Origin of the sequence: Streptomyces sp. S.PB5 (assembly GCF_030403745.1) — a bacterium.
In the GTDB taxonomy this organism is placed as follows: Bacteria; Actinomycetota; Actinomycetes; order Streptomycetales; family Streptomycetaceae; genus Streptomyces.
Window position 1 is genome coordinate 386,891 of record NZ_JAQMWP010000001.1, and the last position, 19,041, is coordinate 405,931.

The window sequence follows — 19,041 nt, forward strand, 5'->3', positions numbered from 1 at the left end:
CCGAAGACAGGGGACGGTCATGGAGACCACCGAGATCCTCGTCGTGAGCATCGGCTCCGAACCGGGCGAGGGCGAAGGCACGAGTGAGGTGGAGGGCGAGGGCCGCTGGCCCGTCGTGGCCCGACTGGCCCCGTCGATCACCATCTACCGCGCCGACGCGAAACACCTCCCCGAGCTGTCCACGCACGGCCGCCTCGCCATCGCGCGCTCACCCCAGGGAGAGATCACGAGCAGCGGCGACTACACGCTCCTCCGCCAACTGGACGCGACAGCAGGCCTGTTCGTCGAGGCCTGGAAGGCGGCGGGGCCGCGCAAGCAGTCATCGAGGCCGGGCGACGGCCGGAACTGGGGCGACCCGGAATTCCAGCCGCCCGACCAGAACCCGAACGGAGTGTGAGATGGCAGGAGACCTCGACATCACCGAACGCGCCGTGCTCGGAGCGGACGCCGCCCAGCGGGGCGCCGCACCGACCTGGCCCGGCGTGGGCCAGACCCTGCACCGGTACGGCAGGGTCAGCGTCGTAGCCGTGCCCGACGGACCGGCCGCGGCGGCGCCGGGACCCGAACCCGGCGACACGGACGGCCTCACCGAAGTGGAGCAACTCGGCCTGGCCGCCCTGCGGTTGCGCGAGTCCACCGCGTACCGCACAGCCAAGACCCGCCGTCTGCGGGACGCGGAGCCCTGGGACATGCCCGACTGTACGGAGGTCGTACCCCAGCCCGGGCCACCCACCGCCTCCGCCACCGCCGCGGCGCCGACCAGCTCCTACCTGGAGGGCACCGTCGCGGTCGGCATCGTCATCGTGCAGGGCCCCACCGCCGACCTGCAGTTCTCCAACGACGAGATACTCAAGGTCGTCGCCGAGGTGCAGAACGGGCTCAGCTTCTACCCGACGACCAACCCCATCGCCGGCATCAGCTTCTCCTACGACATCCAGAACGTGGCCGTCGCGGTCGCCGCTGACCCCAACGCCCCTGACCTGGAGGCCCATTGGCGCAACCCCGCGATGGCGGCGATCGGCTACAGCGCCGACTTTGCCGGCGTGGGCGCCTACGTCGAGGACCTGCGCACCCGCTTCGGCACCCGCTGGACCTACTGCGGCTTCTTCACCAAGTACCCGCTCAGCCACTTCGCGTACGCGAGCATCGGCGGTCCGCGCGTGGTCATGCAGTACGCCAACGACGGCTGGGGCCCCGACAACATCGACCGCGTCTTCGCCCACGAGACCGGGCACATCTTCGGCTGCCCCGACGAGTACGCCAACAGCAAGTGCGACTGCGGTGGCGCCTGGGGACGGTTCGGGCTGGTCAACGGCAACTGCGAGAACTGCGCGGGCGGTGGCGGCGTCGCCTGCCTCATGAAGGCCAACACCTTCGCGGTGTGCGAGTTCACCCCGGGCCACCTCGGCTGGTCACCGCAGCTGCTCGTCCGCAACTACGGCCACGCCGCCGGAGGCTGGCGCGTCGAGAAGCACCCCCGGCTCCTCGGGGACATCACCGGCGACGGCCGGCTGGGCATCGTCGGCTTCGGCGACGCGGGCGTGTACGTGTCCCCGGGCCACTCCGACGGCCGCTTCGAGACCCCGCGCCGGGTCATCGACAACTTCGGCTACGTGGCCGGTGGTTGGCGTGTCGAGCGGCATCCGCGCTTCCTCGCCGACATCACCGGCGACGGCCGTGCGGACATCGTGGGCTTCGGGAACGACGGCGTGTGGGTGGCTCTGTCGAACGGTGACGGCACGTTCGGAGCGATGACGATGCCGGTCGACAACTTCGGCTACGTGGCCGGTGGTTGGCGTGTCGAGCGGCATCCGCGCTTCCTCGCCGACATCACCGGCGACGGCCGCGCCGACCTCGTCGGCTTCGGGAACGACGGGGTATGGGTCGCCCTGTCCAACGGTGACGGCACCTTCGGACCCATGAGGCTCGCCATCAACAACTTCGGCTACAACGCCGGGGGTTGGCGGGTGGAGCGGCATCCACGGTTCCTCGCGGACGTGACCGGGGACGGCCGCGCGGATGTCGTGGGCTTCGGGAACGACGGCGTGTGGGTGGCCCTGTCGAACGGTGACGGCACCTTCGGACCCATGAGGCTCGCCATCAACAACTTCGGCTACAACGCCGGGGGTTGGCGGGTGGAGCGGCATCCACGGTTCCTCGCGGACGTGACCGGGGACGGCCGCGCGGATGTCGTGGGCTTCGGGAACGACGGCGTGTGGGTGGCCCTGTCGAACGGTGACGGCACCTTCGGGCCGCTGTCGATGCCGATCGCCGACTTCGGCTACAACGCGGGTAGCTGGCGGGTGGAGAAGCATCTGCGCCTCCTCGCCGACACCACCGGGGACGGCCGCGCGGATGTCGTCGGCTTCGGTGACGCCGGCGTCTGGGTGTCCCGGTCCCTCGGCGCGGGACTCTTCGACCCGCCCGGACGGGTGATCGCGAACTTCGGCTACAACGCCGGGAGCTGGCGCGTCGAGAACCATCCTCGGTTCGTCGCCGACCTCACCGGCGACGGCAAGGCCGACGTCCTCGGCTTCGGCGACGCCGGCGTGTGGGTCAACCGCACCTGAGCACGGGAGGCACCGGAGGCACAGGAAGCACAGGAAGCACGGGTCAGTGGGGGCCGGCGGAGTCCGTCGGCCCCAGCGACCGCTCCAGCACCCGCCGAAGATGCCGGTCGAAGACCTCGCGGGTGTCCGGTGTCAGGGTGCGCAGGGCGATGAGGGCGGTGATCACGACGTCGCAGAGTTCGCCCTGGACGTCGTCCCAGGTGTGGGTCGTACCCTTGCGCGGGTTCTGGCCCGTCGCGCCGATGACGGCCTGGGCGACCTCGCCTACCTCCTCCGAGAGTTTCAGCATCCGCAGGAGGAGGGCTTCCTTGCCGTCCAGGGGGCGACTGGTGTCGATCCAGGCCCACAGGGCGTCGATGCCGGCCCAGACGTCGGTCGTCGTCTCGCGATCACTCATGGACGCAGCCTGGCATGCGCCACTGACAGTGGGGGAGGCCCTACCGTGCGGCGGTGGGACGGCGGTTCGGCAGGCGTCCCACCCCTACTCCCCGAACAACGCCTCCTGCGCATCGAACTCCCCCGCCTGCTCCTCCCTCTCCTTCTCCGCCAGCCGCCGATTCCGCGCCCCCACGACCACCGCGGTCACCGCCGCCGTCGTCGCCAGTGCCGTCGGGACCATCCACCCCCGGTCGAACACATGCCCAAGTGCATGGTCGAGGGAGAGGCGTCCCGGGCCCGCGATCGCGAGGCCAGTCGCCGCGAGGCCCAGGGTCGCCGCGTACTCGTAGCCGCCGCCCTGGTTGAAGAAGCCGTTGGGGGTGTGGACCGTGGCCGCTCCTCCCATCGCGCCGGCCGCCGCCGCGCCCGCGGCCGGGGTCGCGAGGCCCAGGGCCAGCAGTGTGCCGCCGCCCGCCTCCGCGAGGCCCGCCGCCGTCGCGCTCGCCTTTCCGGGGGAGTAGCCGACGGACTCCATGAACTGGCCCGTCCCCTCGATGCCGTGCCCGCCGAACCAGCCGAACAGCTTCTGCGCGCCGTGCGCGGCCAGCACGCCCCCGGTCCCCAGACGGAGCAGCAGCAGGCCCAGATCACGTCGGTCGCAGGAGGAGCCGGAGGAAGAACCGCGGGAAGAGCCGAAGAGAGAGCCGAACGTAGAGCGGTAGTACGAGGTACGTGAGGTCACGATGACTCCCGGGAGCTATGAACGGAACACCCCCCTCGCGTTTCCACCGTCGCACTCCTGACACCTCACGGAACCACTCGCGCCGCCGTTCGGGTGGCGGGTCCACAGCAGCGGTGTGAGTCTGGCTGGCATGACGATTCAGACCGGCAAGCTCAGCGACCCCGCCGTCCGCGCCTTCGTCACCGCCGTCAATGCGCACGACCGCGACGGCTTCAAGGCTCTCCTCGCCCCGGGCGCGACCATGTCGGACGACGGCTCCGACCGTGACCTCGACGACTGGATCGACCGGGAGATCTTCACCTCCCACGGTCACATGGAGGTCGACAACGAGTCCCGCGGCGGCCGCGACCTCATCGCCCGCTACAGCAACGACACCTGGGGCGAGATGCGCACCAAGTGGCACTTCGAGGTCGACGGCGACAAGATCACCCGCTTCGAGACCGGACAGGCGTGACGGGACAAGTGTGACGGGACAGACATGACCGCACAGGCGCGACCGCACAGGCCTGACCGGTTCCGCGAAAACGCTTGCCCTGGAGTGCACTTCAACTCCTAGCGTTCTCCGGCATGGAGACCACACGCACTCTCGGCCGTACCGGCATCGAGGTCAGCCCGCTCGGCTTCGGCTGCTGGGCGATCGGCGGTGAATGGCAGGACGTCGGCGGACAGCCCCTCGGCTGGGGCAAGGTCGACGACGACGAGTCCGTACGGGCGGTCCACCGCGCCCTCGACCTCGGCGTGACCTTCTTCGACACCGCCGACGTCTACGGCACCGGGCACAGCGAGCGCGTCCTCGGCCGTGCCCTCGGCAAGCGCCGCGACGACGTGGTCGTCGCCACCAAGTGGGGCAACCTCTTCGACGAGCGCACCCGTGTCCTCAACGGGCAGGACGCCTCCGTGGAGCACCTCCGCGAGGCGCTGACCGCCTCGCTCACCCGCCTCGGCACGGACTACGTGGACCTGTACCAGTTCCATCTGTCCGACGCCCACCCCGAACACGGCGCCCGACTCCGTGACGCCTGCGAGGAGCTCGTCCGCGAAGGCCTCGTCCGTGCCTACGCCTGGAGCACCGACGACCCGGCCCGTGCCGCGGTCTTCGCGGAGGGCGAGCACTGCGCGGCCGTGCAGCATGCGCTGAACGTCATGCAGGACGCCCCCGAAATGCTCGCCCTGTGCGAGGAGTTGGGGCTCGCGAGCATCAACCGCAGCCCGCTGGCGATGGGGTTGCTGGCCGGGAAGCGGCAAGGGCCCAAGGACGCCGGGGACATCCGCAGCAAGCCGCCGGCCTGGCTCCCGGGCTTCGGAGACGGTTCCGGGGCGGACCCCGAGTGGCTGTCCAGGATCGACGCCGTCAACGCGATCCTCACCAGTAACGGCCGTACGTTGGCCCAGGGCGCCCTCGCCTGGATCTGGGCCCGCAGCCCCCGCACGATCCCGATCCCCGGCTTCCGTTCCGTCGCCCAGGCGGAGCAGAACGCGGGCGCGATCGAGAAAGGGCCGCTCACCGCCGAGCAGTTGACCGAGATCAACGCAATCCTGGAACGGTAAGCGGCCCAACCTCTTTGAAACGACCGTCGAACGGCCGCCAGTAGCCCTGTCCGCCCCGAACGGCACGGCAGTCGTTCCACCCGTCGGCGTGTACTCCGCGGTCCCGCGCGGAGTCCACCCCCAGCCGGCGCGGTGGAACGACTGCCGTCTCCCCCCTCGGTTTGGTCAGCGGAAGCCTTCTGCCCCAAGTGTGAAGTTCTGATGGAGGAGATGTAGAGCATAAGTCCGCGACCGGCTCAGATGACGCGGAGGTTCATATTCCGGTTGTGCAGATTGAGACCTCAACCACGCCCGATGTACGGCATCGCCGTTGCCAGTACGGTCGCGAACTGCACATTCGCCGCGAGCGGTAGCTCCGCCATGTGCCGCACCGTGCGCGCCACATCGGCCACATCCATCACGGGCTCGGGCGCGACCTCCCCGTTGGCCTGCAGCGCTCCGGTCTGCATGCGCGCCGTCATGTCGGTCGCCGCGTTCCCGATGTCGATCTGTCCGACCGCGATGCCGTACGGCCGCCCGTCCAGGGACAGTGACTTGGTGAGCCCGGTCAGCGCGTGCTTGGTCGCCGTGTAGGCGACGGAGTGCGGGCGGGGCGTATGGGCGGAGATGGATCCGTTGTTGATGATCCGGCCGCCCTGCGGCTCCTGCTCCTTCATCTGCCGGTACGCCGCCTGCGCGCACAGGAACGCCCCGTTGAGGTTGGTGTCGACGACGTGCCGCCACGCGTCGTACGGCAGCTCCTCGACCGGCACCCCGCCGGGCCCGAACGTGCCCGCGTTGTTGAACAGCAGGTCCACCCGTCCGAACCGCTCCACGGTCGCCGCGAACAGCGCTGCCACGTCGTCGGGCTGAGCGACATCGGTGCGTACGACGAGAGCGGCGCCCTCGGGGGCTGGCGCCGCCGTCTCCTCCAGCGTCGCGGGGCGGCGTCCCGCCAGAGCCACCGACCAGCCGGCCCGCAGCAGCTCCACGGCGACGGCCCGTCCGATGCCGGAACCGGCGCCGGTCACCACGGCGATCTTCGATCCACTGTCAGTCATGGCATCGCAGCGTACGGGAGGGGCGTCCGCTGGCCGGAACTCATGCGTCCGCCATCTGGATGTCATGAACGCGATAGACGCGGGTCGTCCCCGGCCACTCCAATGCCTCCTGCATGCATCCGTCAGGGGAGGACCGGAATGACACCCGCAGCACACCCGACCCAGCACGCTCCCGAACTCCGCGCAGCCGCCCGCCACTTCAGCCGCCGCCGCTTCCTCACCGCCGGTGGCGCGGCCGCCGCCCTCGCCTTCGCCGTGAACCTGCCCACCGCCGGCACCGCGGCCGCCGCCGAACTCGACCCCGCGCAGCTCACCGCCGACCCCTTCACCCTCGGCATCGCCTCAGGAGACCCGCGGCCCGACTCGGTCCTGCTGTGGACCCGCCTCGCGCCCACCCCGTACCAGGCCGACGGCGGGCTGCCCGCCGAGCGCGTCACCGTCGGGTGGGAGCTGGCCCTCGACGAGAGATTCCGCAGCGTCGTCAGACGCGGCACGGCCACCGCGCACCCCGAGTTCCACCACACCGTGCACGTCGAGGTCGGCCACCTCGCCCCCGGCCACGCCTACTACTACCGCTTCCGCGCCGGGAGTTGGATCAGCCCGGCCGGCCGCACCCGCACCGCCCCCGCCGAGCGCTCCCGCACCTCCGCCCTCACCTTCGCCCTGACCTCCTGCCAGCGGTACGACCAGGGCTACTGGACCGCGTACAAGTACCTGGCCGAGGACGACGTGGACGTCGTTCTCCACCTCGGCGACTACCTCTACGAGTACGCGGTCAACGCGGTCGGCGGCGCCCGCGCCTACCCGGCCGGGACCCTCCCCGACCTCTTCAACCACGAGACGGTGACCCTGGAGGACTACCGCCTGCGGTACGCCCTCTACAAGACCGACCCCGACCTGCGCGCCGCCCACGCCGCGCACCCCTTCGTCGTCACCTGGGACGACCACGAGACCGAGAACAACTACGCGGGCGACACCCCCGAGAACAACGTCCCGCCGGAGGAGTTCCTGCTCCGCCGGGCCGCCGCCTACCGGGCCTACTGGGAGAACATGCCGCTGCGCCGCCCCCAGCTCCCCGAGGGCCCGGACCTGAAGCTCTACCGCCGTCTGCACTGGGGCCGGCTCGCCCAGTTCGACGTCCTCGACACCCGCCAGTACCGCTCGAACCAGGCCTACGGCGACGGCTGGCAGTTCCCGGGCCCGGAGTCGGAGGACCCGAGCCGCACGCTCACCGGGGACGCGCAGGAGCGCTGGCTGATCGACGGCTGGCACCGCTCGGACGCCGTCTGGAACGTCGTACCGCAGCAGGTCACCTTCTCCCGCCGCCACAACTCCACCACCCTGCCCTCCCGGGTCTCCATGGACTCCTGGGACGGCTACCCCGCCTCCCGCGAGCGGGTACTGGCCGGGGCGGAGGCCGCCGGGATCAGGAACCTGATGGTCCTCACCGGCGACGTCCACGTCCACTACGGCTTCGACATCAAGCGGGACTTCGAAGACCCCGACTCCAGGACCATGGGTACGGAGATCGTCGCCACGTCGATCAGCAGCGGCGGCAACGGCTCGGAGAGACCGTCGAACTGGGCCACCTATCTCGCCGCCAACCCGCACTTGAAGTTCTACAACGGGCAGCGCGGCTACGCGACGGTGGCCCTCGGCCGGGAGCGGGCGCGGATCGACTACAAGACCGTGCCGTACGTGACCACGCAGGGCGCGCCGCTCACTACGTACGCCTCCTTCGTGACCGAGGCTGACGGCCAGGGGCTCAGGCCGGCGTGAGGCCGGAGGCCTCTGGGGTCTCCGACGGGTAGCGGACGCCGACGCGGTCCCGGATCGTGTCGAGCGTCCGCATCACCGCGAGGGTGCCGTCGAGCGGCACGAGCGGCGACTCGGTCTCGCCGGCCCGCAGCGCGCGCATGACCTCGACGGCCTCGTGCTTGAGGCTGCCCCGGGGACCGGCCTCGGCCGTGAACTCCTCGGCGTCGCGGCCGTCCCGGTGCAGGACGAACCGGTCCGGGAAGAAGAAGCCGTACGGCACGTCGATCCGCCCCAGCGAACCGGTGACCGACGCCGAGGTCGCCGTACCGCCGATGATCGAGCAGTGCACCGAGGCGAGCGCGCCGCTGTCCCAGGAGAGCAGGGCGCCGGTCTGGAGGTCGACGCCCTCGGGGGAGAGGGTGGCGCGGGCGGCGATGTCGGAGGGTTCGCCGAGCAGGAGCTGGGCGAAGGAGACCGGGTAGACGCCGAGGTCCAGCAGGGCGCCGCCGCCTTGGGCCGGGTCGCGGAGGCGGTGGCTGGGCGGGAAGGGACCGGCGAGTCCGAAGTCGGCCTGGACGCTGCGGACTTCGCCGATCGCGCCGTCGTCGACGAGCGCCTTGAGTTGCCGTACGAGGGGGTTGCAGTACATCCACATGGCTTCCATCAGGAAGCTCCCGCGTTCGCGTGCCAGCCCTACCAACTCCTCGGCCTCGCGCGCGTTGAGGGTGAAGGCCTTCTCGCAGAGCACGTTGCGTCCGGCCTCCAGGCACAGACCGGCGGCCGCGCGGTGTGCCGAGTGCGGGGTGGCGACGTACACGACATCGATGTCCGCGTCCTCGGCGAGCGCGCCCCACTCGCCGTACGCCCGGTCGATCCCGAACCGCTCGGCGAACGCCTGGGCCGACGCCTCGCTCCGCGAGGCCACCGCCACCACCTCCGCGTCCGGCAGGTCGACCAGATCGGCGGTGAACGCCGCCGCTATCCCGCCGGTCGCCAGGATCCCCCAGCGCACGCTCTGCTCCGTCATCCCGGTCCCTGCCCTCGCTCTGGTGACACTCGCCTGACACTCGCCACTGTGTACGAGCTGAGAGCATAGGTGGCGGATCGGACGGAGAGGGAGGGGCACATGCCCGAGAGCGGGGCATCGACACCGGAGCTTCAACAGACGGCTGGGAAGGGGGCCCAGCCGTCGTCCGCACGTGGCGTACGCCGTACCGGCTGGCTCGTCACCCTCACCCTCGGCGGCCTGACCGCCACGCCACCGCTGGCGATAGACATGTACCTGCCGTCGCTGCCCGAGGTCACCCAGTCCCTGCACGCCCCCGCCGCGACCGTCCAGCTCACCCTCACCGCCTGTCTGCTCGGCATGGCCCTCGGCCAGCTGGTGGTCGGCCCGATGAGCGACCGCTGGGGCCGCCGCCGCCCGCTGCTCGCCGGACTCGCCGTCTACGTCGTCGCCACCGCCCTGTGTGCCGTGGCACCCACCGTCGAGACCCTGGTCGCCTTCCGGCTGACACAGGGGCTGGCGGGCGCGGCCGGGATAGTCATCGCGCGGGCCGTCGTACGCGATCTCTACGACGGTGTGACCATGGCCCGCTTCTTCTCCACCCTGATGCTGATCGGCGGGGTCGCCCCGATCGTCGCGCCGGTCATCGGCGGGCAGATCCTGCGGGTGACGGACTGGCGGGGCGTGTTCGTGGTGCTGACGGTGGTCGGTGCGCTGCTGGCGGGGCTGGTGTGGGCCCGGCTGCCCGAGACGCTCCCCGCCGCCGACCGGCACGCCGGAGGTGTGGGGGAGGCCCTGCGCTCGATGCGGGCGCTGCTGGCCGACCTCCCCTTCACCGGGTACATGCTCGCGGGCGGCTTCGCCTTCGCCTCGCTGTTCGCGTACGTCTCGGCCTCGCCGTTCGTGATCCAGGAGATCTACGGGGCCTCGCCGCAGACGTTCAGTCTGCTCTTCGGCCTGAACTCGGTGGGTCTGGTGGTCGTGGGCCAGATCAACGGCAAGGTGCTGGTGGGCCGGGTCAGCCTGGAGAAGGTGCTGGGCATCGGGCTGGTGATCGTGGTCGCCGCCGCGACGGCCCTGGTGCTGATGTCGTCGGGCGTCTTCGGCGAGGCGGGTCTGGCACCGGTCGCGGCCGCCCTCTTCGTCCTGATGTCGGCGATGGGCCTCGCCCTGCCCAACGCCCAGTCGCTGGCCCTGCTGCGCACCAGACACTCCGCGGGCGCCGCGTCCGCCCTGCTCGGCACGTCCTCCTTCCTCATAGGGGCGGTCGCCTCGCCGCTGGTCGGGGTCGCCGGGGAGGACACCGCCGTACCGATGGCCGTGGTCCAACTCGTGGCGGCACTGGTAGCACTTGGCTGTTTCATGGGAATGTGCCGTCCTTGGAACAGACGTGCGACTGTGGAGGGGGCGGAGAACTGAGCGCGCCGAGACTGCGCAGCGACACACCGGAACGGGCCGGACTCGACCCCGGGGAGCTCCATCGGCTGATCCAGGAGGTACACGACCTCACCACCGGCGAACGCCCCTGGGCGGCGGGCGCCGTCGTGGTCGCCGGACGCGGACCCGTGATCGCCGTCGAGGAGGCGGCCGGGTGGGCGGTGCGGTACGAGTCCTACGACGCGGACGCCGACGCGGGCGTGGAACTGCCGCTGAGATCACGCGTCCCGATGACCGTCGACACCCCCTTCGACCTCGCCTCCCTCACCAAGCTCTTCACGGCGGTCGCCGCGATCCAGCAGATCGAACGCGGCACGCTCGGCATCGACGCCCGGGTCGGCGCGTATCTACCGGACTTCCGAGCGGCCGCGGCACACGGGGTGACGGTACGGGAGCTGCTCACCCACACGTCCGGGCTGCGCCCCGAACTCCCGCTGTACGACTGCGCGGACGACGCGGAACGGCTGGAGCGGCTGCGGGCGGAGGCCCCGATCGGAGTGCCGGGCACTTATACGTACTCCGACGTGAATCTGCTCCTCCTCCAGCATGTGCTGGAGCGGATCACGGGGCGAGGGCTGGACACCCTCGTCCACGACGGCATCACGCGCCCGCTGGGGATGACGGCGACCGGGTTCGGACCGTGCCCGGGCGCGGCGGCCACGGAGTGCCAGCGGCGGCCGTGGGCCAAGGCGGACCGGGGCATGCTGCGGGGGGTCGTCCACGACGAGAACGCGTGGGCGCTGGGCGGGGTCGCGGGCCACGCCGGGCTCTTCTCGACCGGGCGGGACCTCGCGGTGTTCTGCCGGACCCTGCTGGCGGGGGGCTCGTACGGCCCCGCGCGCATCCTCGGTCCCGACTTCGTGGAGCTGCTGCTGACGCCGCCGGGGCTGGGGTTCGCGATCGACCAGCCCTGGTTCATGGGGGAGCTGGCGGGCCGGGGCGCCGCCGGCCACACGGGCTTCACGGGGACGTCGTTGGTGCTTGACCGGGAGACGGACACGTTCCTGGTGCTGCTGGCGAACACGGTTCATCCGCGGCGGAGGGTGGCGGACAGCCGGCCGAGGGCGGCGGCGGGGACGCGGGTGGCTCGGGCGGTCAGGGGGGCGGGGACGGGGACGAGGGCTGGGGCGGGCTGATCGGGGGATGGGGGCGAGGGCTGGGGCGGGCTGATCGGGGGCGGGGACGGGGACGAAGGCCGGGGCGGGCTGACTGGGGGATGGGGGCGAGGGCTGGGGCGGGCTGACCGGATCGGTCCGGTGCCAGCGCCCCCTGGGAGCGGGGTCGAAGGGGCGGCGCCCCCTGGAGGACGGGACGGGTAGGGGCGGCGGGGGCGAGGAAAGTCGGTCCTCGCCTCGCCGCCCCTAGAATCACCACGTGAACGCCCCCGTACCCCCGGCCGAGACCCTCCGCACCGCCCTCGCCGGCCTCCTCGACGGCCTCCCGCCGAAGCAGGCCGCCCAGGCGGTCGACCGGCTGATCGCCAACTACCGCGGGGCCACCCCCACCCACACCCCCATCCTCCGCGACCGGGCCGACGTGGCCGCCTACGCCGCGTACCGCATGCCCGCCACCTTCGAGGCGGTCCACGCGGCCCTGGAGGCGTTCGCCGAGGCCGTCCCCGACTGGACTCCCGCCGACCACACCGACGTAGGCGGCGGAACCGGCGCGGCGACCTGGGCAGTCACCGCGACCTGGCCGGCCGGCGACCGCAGCGTCACCGTCCTCGACTGGGCCGAGCCCGCACTCGCCCTCGGCAGGGAGCTCGCAGAGGCCAACCCGGCCCTGCGCGGAGCAAGTTGGCAGCGCTCCCGCATCGGCTCCGCGCTCACCCTCGACCCGACCGACCTCGTCACCGTCTCCTACGTCCTCAACGAACTCACCCCCGCCGACCGCACCGCCCTCGTCGACGCCGCCGCCACCGCCGCACAGTCCGTCGTGATCGTCGAGGCCGGTACGCCGGACGGTTACGCCCGTGTCATCGAGGCCCGGGACCGCCTGATCGCCGCCGGCTTCCGGATCGCCGCACCCTGCCCGCACAGCGCGGCCTGCCCGATCGTCCCCGGCGAGGACTGGTGCCACTTCTCCGCACGGGTCAGCCGCTCCTCCCTCCACCGCAAGGTGAAGGGCGGCTCCCTCGCCTACGAGGACGAGAAGTTCAGCTACGTCGCCGCCACCCGCGTCCCCGCCACCCCGGCCCCGTCCCGCATCATCCGCCGCCCCCAGATCCGCAAGGGCCAGGTCCTCCTCGACCTGTGCGAGACGGACGAGCGCCTGACCCGCACGACGGTCACCAAACGCCACGGGGATCTGTACAAGGCGGCTCGGGACGCGGACTGGGGGGATCCTTGGCCGCCGTAGTCACTTCATGGCGTACGCAAAGCTTCAATTTGACGGCAAGTCGGAAGTGAGGCCACTCGCCCGGAAAGGGAATGTTCGCCAGTAAATCTCAAGTGAGCATTACCACTTCTGGTTGAAGAAGCAATGTGAGCCTCTTGTTCATCTTCTAATGATCTCTTAAGAATCTCCCCACACTTGATCCAAGCGTGGGGGGTTCCGTGCGGTCCAGCACAGCCGCTCGTGCCGGCCGGAACGGAGCAGGCCGCGTCGGCATGGATCTCAAGATATGCGCTGTGAGTTCGACAATAATGCGGAAGCCACGTGCAAGTGCTGATGACGTCAGAATACGGAGACCTGAGTGTCGTCAATTGGGCAGTTGATGAACATCCTGGGGAACCCTTCGGGGAGGCATGAATCCAACTTCGACGCGGTAGAGAATCGTCTTGGGGTCAATCTGCCGGAAGAGGTGAAGGAGCTCTGTTCGATTTATGGCGACCGGCTGATCTCTGGATATATTGCCGTCTATGGCGCCGAGTCCATGGTCGAGAAAAATGTTTGGATGAGTGATTTCGTTAGGGGTGGCCATTCCACCATCCCTAGAGTCGTCCTCCCCGACGCCGGGGGTATGCTGCATTGGGGGCATTCCATCGAAGGGGATAGCTTCTTCCTTGAGGACCGAGGTGGTGGGAGATGGACGGTCTCCGCATTTCGCAGGAATTGGCATGACTGGTACGAGTCGGATGAAGATGTAATCGATTGGTTGGTCGACGTCTTTGAGGGGCGCCATGCTGCGGACTGGATGCCGGAATGGTCTGAAGTCCATTGGTTTGAATAGTTGCGAATCCTGAGTCGCATACTCCTGTGGGTAAAAGTGAAATATCGTTTTCGGGCTCACAGTAGGGGCCGGAGAGTCTGGCAGCGGCAGCGGCACTGATCGCTCTGTGTGTGACCGGGTGCTCAGCCAGCGCCCGCACAAGCACCGAGCAGAGAGGTGCGGGCGACTCGCTGACGGATTCCGCGTCGGCGGGCGCGAGGAGTGTCGACACACCCACCGGTGCGCGCCCCTTCGTCGGGACCCCGGCCGAGAAGTGGGCCACGGGCGCGGCCGCCATCAATCTTCGAGTTCCTGGAAATCGCCCTGGGTAAGACCCCAGCCGGAGAGAAATGGAATGAGATCATGTCGTTCGTCAGCTACTTCCCCGGCCGGGGGACCCTTCGTGAGACGGCCTACCTGGACGGCAAGGCCGAGGGCAAGACAGAGGGCAAGGTTGAGGACCGTGCCTCAATGGTCCTGCGCGTGCTGGCGAAGCGTGGCATCTCCGTCCCGGAGGCCACACAGGACCGCATCACCTCCTGCACCGACCTCGACACCCTCACCCTCTGGTTCGACCGTGCTCTGACCGCTGAGGTGGCCGAGGATCTGTTCGCCGAAGACCCGGGAGCTCCGGGGACGAGCCCTGAGCAGGTCTGAGCGTTGACTGAGCAGCAAGACGAGCACGGGGGTGTTGCCTATCCAGAACCGCCTGAGCCGCCGGGGAAGTTGGGGGTGTCGGGGGAGCTCGGTGAGGCGGAGGAGGGCAGGGGGCTGGCGCTGGTCGAGGTCTGGTCGGATCTGTGGGGATGGCATCCGCTGAGCCGGGGCGGCAACCGGGGCAAGCTGGTGTGGTGCGAGCTCGGCAGGTCTTGAGGGGGCGTGGGTGAGGGCGCCCGGCCTGGCGAACCGCCCCCGGCCCTGACGCGAGACGCCTCGTCTCACCCCCCTGCTACCGTCACCCCATGCCCAAACAGCCCGCCCCCGACACCACCCGCCGCAGCGAGAAGTCCCGTCGCGCGATCTACGACGCCGCCCTCGCACTCGTCGTCGAGGTCGGCTACCCCAAGACCACCATCGAGGGCATCGCGGCCCGTGCCGGTGTCGGCAAGCAGACGATCTACCGGTGGTGGTCGTCGAAGGCGGACGTACTCCTTGAGGCGTTCCTCGACCTCTTCGCGCAGGCGTCGCGGGAGGCGGGTGCGGAGCCCTATGTCATCCCGGACACCGGTGACCTCGCCGCCGACATCAAGGGCGTGCTGCGGGCCACCGTCGACCAGCTGAAGGACCCCCGGTACGCGGCGCCGTCACGGGCCCTGGCCGCCGAAGGGCTGGTCGACGAAGAACTCGGCCGGAGGTGCGCGGCCATGCTCATGGAACCGTCCCTGCAGCTCTATGTCGACCGGCTGCGCGCCGCGCAGCAAGCCGGTGAGGTGCGCCCGGAGGTCGACCCGCGCATCGCCCTGGAGTTCTTCATCTCCCCGCTGGCCCAGCGCTGGCTCCAGCACACCGGCCCGATCTCGTACGAGTACACCGACACCCTCGTCGACTACGCCCTCTACGGCCTCGCCCCGCGCTGAGGCTGCCGCCGCGACGAGGACCGGCCCCGGACCGCGACTCCTGGCCGGCCCCGGACTGTGGCTCTTTTCGGGCCCCGGCAGGGTCTCCCGTCGCGGCTCCAAGCGGCAGCACCTGCCGCCGCCCCCTCCGGCCGCGACTCCTGCCGAACCCGCTACCTCCCCGCCCGCCCCCGCACCCCCGCCAGCCTCCCCGGCGTATCCGTGATCACCCCGTCGCAGCCCAGCTCCAGCACCCGGTCCCGCTGGTCCGGCTTCACCACCGTGTGGGCCCACACCCGGCGGATGCCCGAGTTCACCGCCCGGAGCAGGTCCGCGTCGCGCGCCTTGTGGTCGACGTCCAGGACGTCCACGTAGGAACGCCATTGTGACGGGCGGTCCCCCCGTAGCTGCTCAGCCGAGCGCCACAAACCCGTCAGCAGTCCCGCGCGGTGGGTCCGCCGGGCCAGCGCCGGGTCGTTGGAGTGGACGATCACCGAGCGGGTCAGGCCGCGGGAGCGGATCAGCGACGCCAGTCGGGCCAGGCTGCGCGGGTCCTTCACCTCCAGCATCAGCACGGCCCGGCCGCCCAGCAGGTCCAGGACCCGGGCCACCGTCGGCGGGCGCTCCGAGCGCCAGCTGCCCGGGAGGGAGGCCTTGGGGCGCAGGCGTACACCCTGCCAGTCGCCCGCACTCAGCTTGCGCACCTCGCCGCCCAGATACGTCGTGCGGTTCAGGAGCGGATCGTGCATCACCACCGGCGTGCCGTCGCGCAGCATGCGGGTGTCGAAGTCCAGGACGTCGGCCGTACCGCGGACGTACGCCGCCATCAGGCCCGACATGCTGTTCTCCGGGACCTCGCGGGCGCCGCCGCGATGGGCGACGTATGTCACACGGGGGAGCGAGTCGAGGGTGAGTGGGCCGGGTCCCCACTCCAGCGGGATCGTCGGTCCCAGCAGGGAGAGCAGGGACATCGTCGACGTCAGGCCCGTCAGCGCGATCCTCGTGACCATGACGACCACGGTAGGGGTGCCGGGGGGGCTAACCATGGCAAAGCGGGATATGACACCCGATCCCCATCCCCGGTACGCGCTGTCCCACCTACCCCGGTTGTCGGCTCCGGCCCCCCGGAGCGCAGGATGGTGGGACCATAGGGCATGCTGACGGCACCACGGCGAGGCGAGGGGATAGATGAGCGCGGAGGTAGGCGGCCTGACCGGCCTGCAGGGCAAACTCACCCAGTGGCTGCGTGGACGCCGCCCGAAGGAGGCCGCCGACGACGGCGGTCGTGAGGCCCTGCTGCTGGCCGCCGCCGGGGCGGGACTGCCCCTCGCGCCCGCCGCGCACCCGGCCGGTTACCGCTGCTCGTGCGACCGGATCGGCTGTCCGACCCCCGCCCGGCACCCCGTCTCCTTCGCCTGGCAGACGCAGTCCACCACCGACCGCGCCCAGATCGAGCGCTGGGCCCGGCACCAGCCGCAGGCCAACTTCATCACCGCCACCGGCATGACCCACGACGTGCTCGACCTGCCCCTCGAAGCCGGGCGTGAGGCCCTGGAGCGGCTGCTCGCCTCTGGGATCGAGGTCGGTCCGGTCGCCGAGAGCGACGACGGCCGGCTCATGTTCTTCACCCTCACCCGCGGCACCCCCGAGGACGAGGACGAGTGGTGGCCCTGCGAGCTGGACTGCCACCCCGAGACCATGGACGAGCACCCGGGGCTGCGGTGGCATTGCCGCGGGTCCTACGTCCTCGTACCGCCCGCCCGGCTCCCGGGCGAGGGTCAGTCCGTGCACTGGGTGCGCGGGCCCGAGCATCCGCTGCCCGACCCGCTGAGCCTCCTGGAGATCCTCACCGACGCCGGCGCCCGCTGGGCCGGCGAGGAGCCCGACCACGTCTCCGCGGCCTGGCCCCTGCGCGGCTGAGGCGCCCCCGCACAAGACACGGCTGAGGGGCCCCCATAAGAACCCGGGCTACTTGGGTCGGGGTTACTCGGACCGGGGTTACTCGGAACCGGCGCTACTCGCCCTTCGCCGCCGTCAGCCCCTGGATCCGCCCCAGCAGCGACACCCGCCCCCCGTCCGCGCCCTTCGCCGGGTCCAGTGCGACCTCGTTGGAGACGAACTCCATCGTCAGCGACTGCTTGACCTCGCCGGTCGTCAGGGCGTCGACGGACGCGTTCTGCTCGGGGAGCGAGGTGCCGGTGTACGCGGTCTGCTTCATGAAGTGCCGCGTGGTGAAGAACACCAGCGCGCCGCCGTCCTCGGTGCGCAGCGCCAGCGGGGCGTAGTCGCCGCCCGTCAGCGACTCGTCGATGTACTGCGTGGCCCGCCCCGGCTTCTTGGCGTCCTTCTCGCGCTGGGTGCGCCAACCGCTGGTGTGCGCGCCCTCGGCGAAGGAGTTCCCCTGGCCGTTCTGCAGGTAGGTCGCGTAGTCCTGGCTCAAGTCCTTGGGGGCGACGGACAGTTCGGCGGAGTTCGCGGGGACGGCCTCGGCCCAGCCGTCCTTGCCGGTCTTGAACGTGGGTACGTCGTCGGGCGCGACCAGCGTCAGATACGCCACCTGGAACGGGTCGTCCAGGGAACTGCGGGTGAACACGAACAGCCAGCGCGCGGTGCCGCCCTTGTTGGCGGCGGTGTCGGCGAGGAACCAGCGCGGCCAGCCCGCCTTCTTGGGGATGGTGAACTTCGCGTCGGACAGCTTCAGCGGCGTGTGCGAGGCGTTGCCCGCCGGGCTGTTGACCTTGCCCGCCTTCAGCCGCGCCGAGTCGATGTCGGCGAGGGCGCCGGTGACATGGTCCGCGTCCAGGGAACTGTCGTACGCCTTGTCGGCCTCGTTGTACGCGGTCGTGAACTGCTCAAGTGCCTTGGCGGCCTCGGCCTTGGTCGTCGCGGGGAGTACCTCGCGCTCCCCGTGGACCACCACGCACCCGCTCGCCGTCAGCGACAAAGCGGTCACGGAGGCCGCTATCAGCACCCTCCGGTCAAGCCTGCGGAGCCTTCGAGGGCTGCGATCCCTGCTCATCGGATCCCTTCACCTTCCCCTTCCCGGAGGCGAACCCTACCGGGGCGAGGAACAGCGCGAGCGTCGGGATCAAGTACAGCAGCCACACCGTGACCTGGAGGACCGTCGGGTCCGGCTGGAAGTTGAAGATTCCCTTCAGCAGGGTGCCGTACCAGCTGTCCGGCGGGATGGCACCGGAGATGTCGAAGGCCTTGTCCGTCAGCCCCGGCAGCCAGTCGGCCTCCTGGAGGTCGTGGAAGCCGTACGCCAGTACGCCGGCCGCGACCACGACCAGCATGCCGCCGGTCCAGGTGAAGAACTTGGCGAGGTTGATCCGCAACGCGCCCCGGTAGAACAGCCAGCCCAGCACGACCGCCGTCGCGATACCGAGCCCGACCCCGATCAGCGGGCGCGGGGTGCCGTCACCGGCCGCGCGCACCGACGCCCATACGAACAGGGCCGTCTCCAGGCCCTCCCGGCCGACCGCGAGGAACGCGGTGGCGACCAGCGCGCCGGTGCCCATCTGCAGGGCCGCGTCCAGCTTGCCGTGCAGTTCGGCCTTGAGATGCCGGGCGGTGCGCCGCATCCAGAAGACCATCCACGTCACCAGGCAGACGGCGAGGATCGACAGCGAGCCGCCGAGCGCCTCCTGTGCCTCGAACGTCAGCTCCTGGGAACCGAATTCGAGCGCGCACCCGAAGCCGAGCGCGAGGGCGACCGCGACGCCGATGCCGATCCAGATGGGCTTGAGAGCGTCCCTGCGGTCCGTCTTCACCAGGTAGGCGATGAGGATGCAGACGACGAGAGAGGCCTCCAGGCCTTCGCGCAGACCGATCAGATAGTTGGAGAACACGGTC

General features: G+C 70.5%; 19 protein-coding genes and 1 pseudogene. 13 read left to right on the forward strand and 7 right to left on the reverse strand.

Annotated elements, in window-relative coordinates; all coding sequences use genetic code 11:
• Positions 1-19: 19 nt before the first annotated feature.
• Positions 20-397, forward strand: a complete 378-nt coding sequence (locus PH203_RS01760) for a hypothetical protein (RefSeq protein WP_289915250.1) — start codon at positions 20-22, stop codon at positions 395-397.
• 1 nt (position 398) lies between these two features.
• On the forward strand, positions 399-2,570 hold the full coding sequence (locus tag PH203_RS01765) for a VCBS repeat-containing protein (RefSeq protein WP_289915251.1): 2,172 nt from the start codon (positions 399-401) through the stop codon (positions 2,568-2,570).
• A gap of 43 nt (positions 2,571-2,613) precedes the next feature.
• Here PH203_RS01765 and PH203_RS01770 read toward each other — a convergent pair whose 3' ends face one another.
• Together PH203_RS01770 and PH203_RS01775 are read right to left on the reverse strand one after the other, a co-directional pair.
• Positions 2,614-2,967, reverse strand: coding sequence for a MazG-like family protein (locus PH203_RS01770; protein WP_289915254.1), 354 nt, complete (start codon positions 2,965-2,967; stop codon positions 2,614-2,616).
• Positions 2,968-3,051: 84 nt separating this feature from the next.
• Positions 3,052-3,594 carry a DoxX family membrane protein gene (locus PH203_RS01775; RefSeq protein WP_289916599.1) on the reverse strand — a complete coding sequence of 181 codons (543 nt, stop codon included), beginning with the start codon at positions 3,592-3,594 and terminating at the stop codon, positions 3,052-3,054.
• Positions 3,595-3,820: 226 nt separating this feature from the next.
• Between PH203_RS01775 and PH203_RS01780 the strand changes: the two genes are divergently transcribed.
• Positions 3,821-4,144: a nuclear transport factor 2 family protein gene (locus tag PH203_RS01780; protein WP_289915256.1), complete on the forward strand. Its 324-nt coding sequence runs from the start codon at positions 3,821-3,823 to the stop codon at positions 4,142-4,144.
• Between the two features lie 113 nt (positions 4,145-4,257).
• Positions 4,258-5,238 carry an aldo/keto reductase gene (locus PH203_RS01785; protein WP_289915259.1) on the forward strand — a complete coding sequence of 327 codons (981 nt, stop codon included), beginning with the start codon at positions 4,258-4,260 and terminating at the stop codon, positions 5,236-5,238.
• 281 nt (positions 5,239-5,519) lie between these two features.
• Here PH203_RS01785 and PH203_RS01790 read toward each other — a convergent pair whose 3' ends face one another.
• Positions 5,520-6,278, reverse strand: a complete 759-nt coding sequence (locus tag PH203_RS01790) for an SDR family oxidoreductase (protein WP_289915261.1) — start codon at positions 6,276-6,278, stop codon at positions 5,520-5,522.
• Between the two features lie 138 nt (positions 6,279-6,416).
• Between PH203_RS01790 and PH203_RS01795 the strand changes: the two genes are divergently transcribed.
• Entirely contained in the window at positions 6,417-8,057 is a 1,641-nt protein-coding gene (locus PH203_RS01795) for an alkaline phosphatase D family protein (RefSeq protein WP_289915263.1), read from the forward strand.
• Here PH203_RS01795 and PH203_RS01800 read toward each other — a convergent pair.
• A complete protein-coding gene (locus tag PH203_RS01800) occupies positions 8,044-9,063 on the reverse strand; it encodes a Gfo/Idh/MocA family oxidoreductase (protein WP_289915265.1) in 1,020 nt (339 codons plus the stop codon). The genes PH203_RS01795 and PH203_RS01800 overlap by 14 nt on opposite strands.
• 99 nt (positions 9,064-9,162) lie before the next feature.
• Here PH203_RS01800 and PH203_RS01805 point away from each other — a divergent pair, with 99 nt between their 5' ends.
• From PH203_RS01805 to PH203_RS01835, 7 genes and pseudogenes are all read left to right on the forward strand, one after another.
• Positions 9,163-10,461, forward strand: coding sequence for a multidrug effflux MFS transporter (locus PH203_RS01805; protein ID WP_289915268.1), 1,299 nt, complete (start codon positions 9,163-9,165; stop codon positions 10,459-10,461).
• The gene (locus tag PH203_RS01810) at positions 10,413-11,615 is read left to right on the forward strand and encodes a serine hydrolase domain-containing protein (protein ID WP_289915270.1); all 1,203 of its coding nucleotides are present in this window, start codon (positions 10,413-10,415) and stop codon (positions 11,613-11,615) included. The genes PH203_RS01805 and PH203_RS01810 overlap by 49 nt, the downstream gene beginning before the upstream one ends.
• 238 nt (positions 11,616-11,853) lie before the next feature.
• Positions 11,854-12,837 (forward strand): small ribosomal subunit Rsm22 family protein, encoded by a 984-nt coding sequence (locus PH203_RS01815; protein WP_289915271.1) that lies wholly within the window; start codon positions 11,854-11,856, stop codon positions 12,835-12,837.
• Between the two features lie 355 nt (positions 12,838-13,192).
• Complete coding sequence (locus PH203_RS01820) at positions 13,193-13,651, forward strand: hypothetical protein (protein ID WP_289915273.1); 459 nt, start codon at positions 13,193-13,195, stop codon at positions 13,649-13,651.
• A gap of 342 nt (positions 13,652-13,993) precedes the next feature.
• Entirely contained in the window at positions 13,994-14,287 is a 294-nt protein-coding gene (locus PH203_RS01825; protein ID WP_289915275.1) for a hypothetical protein, read from the forward strand.
• Between the two features lie 36 nt (positions 14,288-14,323).
• Positions 14,324-14,503: pseudogene (locus PH203_RS01830) on the forward strand (ATP-binding protein); the annotation flags it as partial.
• Positions 14,504-14,592: 89 nt separating this feature from the next.
• Positions 14,593-15,207, forward strand: a complete 615-nt coding sequence (locus PH203_RS01835) for a TetR/AcrR family transcriptional regulator (protein ID WP_289915277.1) — start codon at positions 14,593-14,595, stop codon at positions 15,205-15,207.
• Between the two features lie 152 nt (positions 15,208-15,359).
• On the opposite strand, the gene PH203_RS01840 is transcribed toward PH203_RS01835, so the two are convergent.
• Positions 15,360-16,196, reverse strand: coding sequence for a glycerophosphodiester phosphodiesterase (locus tag PH203_RS01840; RefSeq protein ID WP_289915279.1), 837 nt, complete (start codon positions 16,194-16,196; stop codon positions 15,360-15,362).
• Positions 16,197-16,374: 178 nt separating this feature from the next.
• On the opposite strand from PH203_RS01840, the gene PH203_RS01845 reads away from it, so the two are divergent.
• On the forward strand, positions 16,375-17,106 hold the full coding sequence (locus PH203_RS01845) for a bifunctional DNA primase/polymerase (RefSeq protein WP_289915280.1): 732 nt from the start codon (positions 16,375-16,377) through the stop codon (positions 17,104-17,106).
• 94 nt (positions 17,107-17,200) lie between these two features.
• On the opposite strand, the gene PH203_RS01850 is transcribed toward PH203_RS01845, so the two are convergent.
• Together PH203_RS01850 and efeU are read right to left on the reverse strand one after the other, a co-directional pair.
• Entirely contained in the window at positions 17,201-18,205 is a 1,005-nt protein-coding gene (locus PH203_RS01850) for a hypothetical protein (protein ID WP_289915283.1), read from the reverse strand.
• Positions 18,165-19,037, reverse strand: a complete 873-nt coding sequence (gene efeU, locus PH203_RS01855) for an iron uptake transporter permease EfeU (RefSeq protein ID WP_289915287.1) — start codon at positions 19,035-19,037, stop codon at positions 18,165-18,167. Before efeU ends, PH203_RS01850 begins: the two co-directional genes overlap by 41 nt.
• Positions 19,038-19,041: the final 4 nt, after the last annotated feature.

What these genes read in the sequence shown, in the direction of transcription:
- PH203_RS01760 (WP_289915250.1), top strand. Translation starts at nt 20, where the DNA reads ATGGAGACCACCGAGATCCTCGTCGTGAGCATCGGCTCCGAACCGGGC.
- PH203_RS01765 (WP_289915251.1), top strand. Translation starts at nt 399, where the DNA reads ATGGCAGGAGACCTCGACATCACCGAACGCGCCGTGCTCGGAGCGGAC.
- PH203_RS01770 (WP_289915254.1), bottom strand. Translation starts at nt 2,967, where the DNA reads ATGAGTGATCGCGAGACGACGACCGACGTCTGGGCCGGCATCGACGCC.
- PH203_RS01780 (WP_289915256.1), top strand. Translation starts at nt 3,821, where the DNA reads ATGACGATTCAGACCGGCAAGCTCAGCGACCCCGCCGTCCGCGCCTTC.
- PH203_RS01785 (WP_289915259.1), top strand. Translation starts at nt 4,258, where the DNA reads ATGGAGACCACACGCACTCTCGGCCGTACCGGCATCGAGGTCAGCCCG.
- PH203_RS01790 (WP_289915261.1), bottom strand. Translation starts at nt 6,278, where the DNA reads ATGACTGACAGTGGATCGAAGATCGCCGTGGTGACCGGCGCCGGTTCC.
- PH203_RS01795 (WP_289915263.1), top strand. Translation starts at nt 6,417, where the DNA reads ATGACACCCGCAGCACACCCGACCCAGCACGCTCCCGAACTCCGCGCA.
- PH203_RS01800 (WP_289915265.1), bottom strand. Translation starts at nt 9,063, where the DNA reads ATGACGGAGCAGAGCGTGCGCTGGGGGATCCTGGCGACCGGCGGGATA.
- PH203_RS01805 (WP_289915268.1), top strand. Translation starts at nt 9,163, where the DNA reads ATGCCCGAGAGCGGGGCATCGACACCGGAGCTTCAACAGACGGCTGGG.
- PH203_RS01825 (WP_289915275.1), top strand. Translation starts at nt 13,994, where the DNA reads ATGTCGTTCGTCAGCTACTTCCCCGGCCGGGGGACCCTTCGTGAGACG.
- PH203_RS01835 (WP_289915277.1), top strand. Translation starts at nt 14,593, where the DNA reads ATGCCCAAACAGCCCGCCCCCGACACCACCCGCCGCAGCGAGAAGTCC.
- PH203_RS01840 (WP_289915279.1), bottom strand. Translation starts at nt 16,196, where the DNA reads ATGGTCACGAGGATCGCGCTGACGGGCCTGACGTCGACGATGTCCCTG.
- PH203_RS01845 (WP_289915280.1), top strand. Translation starts at nt 16,375, where the DNA reads ATGAGCGCGGAGGTAGGCGGCCTGACCGGCCTGCAGGGCAAACTCACC.
- PH203_RS01850 (WP_289915283.1), bottom strand. Translation starts at nt 18,205, where the DNA reads ATGAGCAGGGATCGCAGCCCTCGAAGGCTCCGCAGGCTTGACCGGAGG.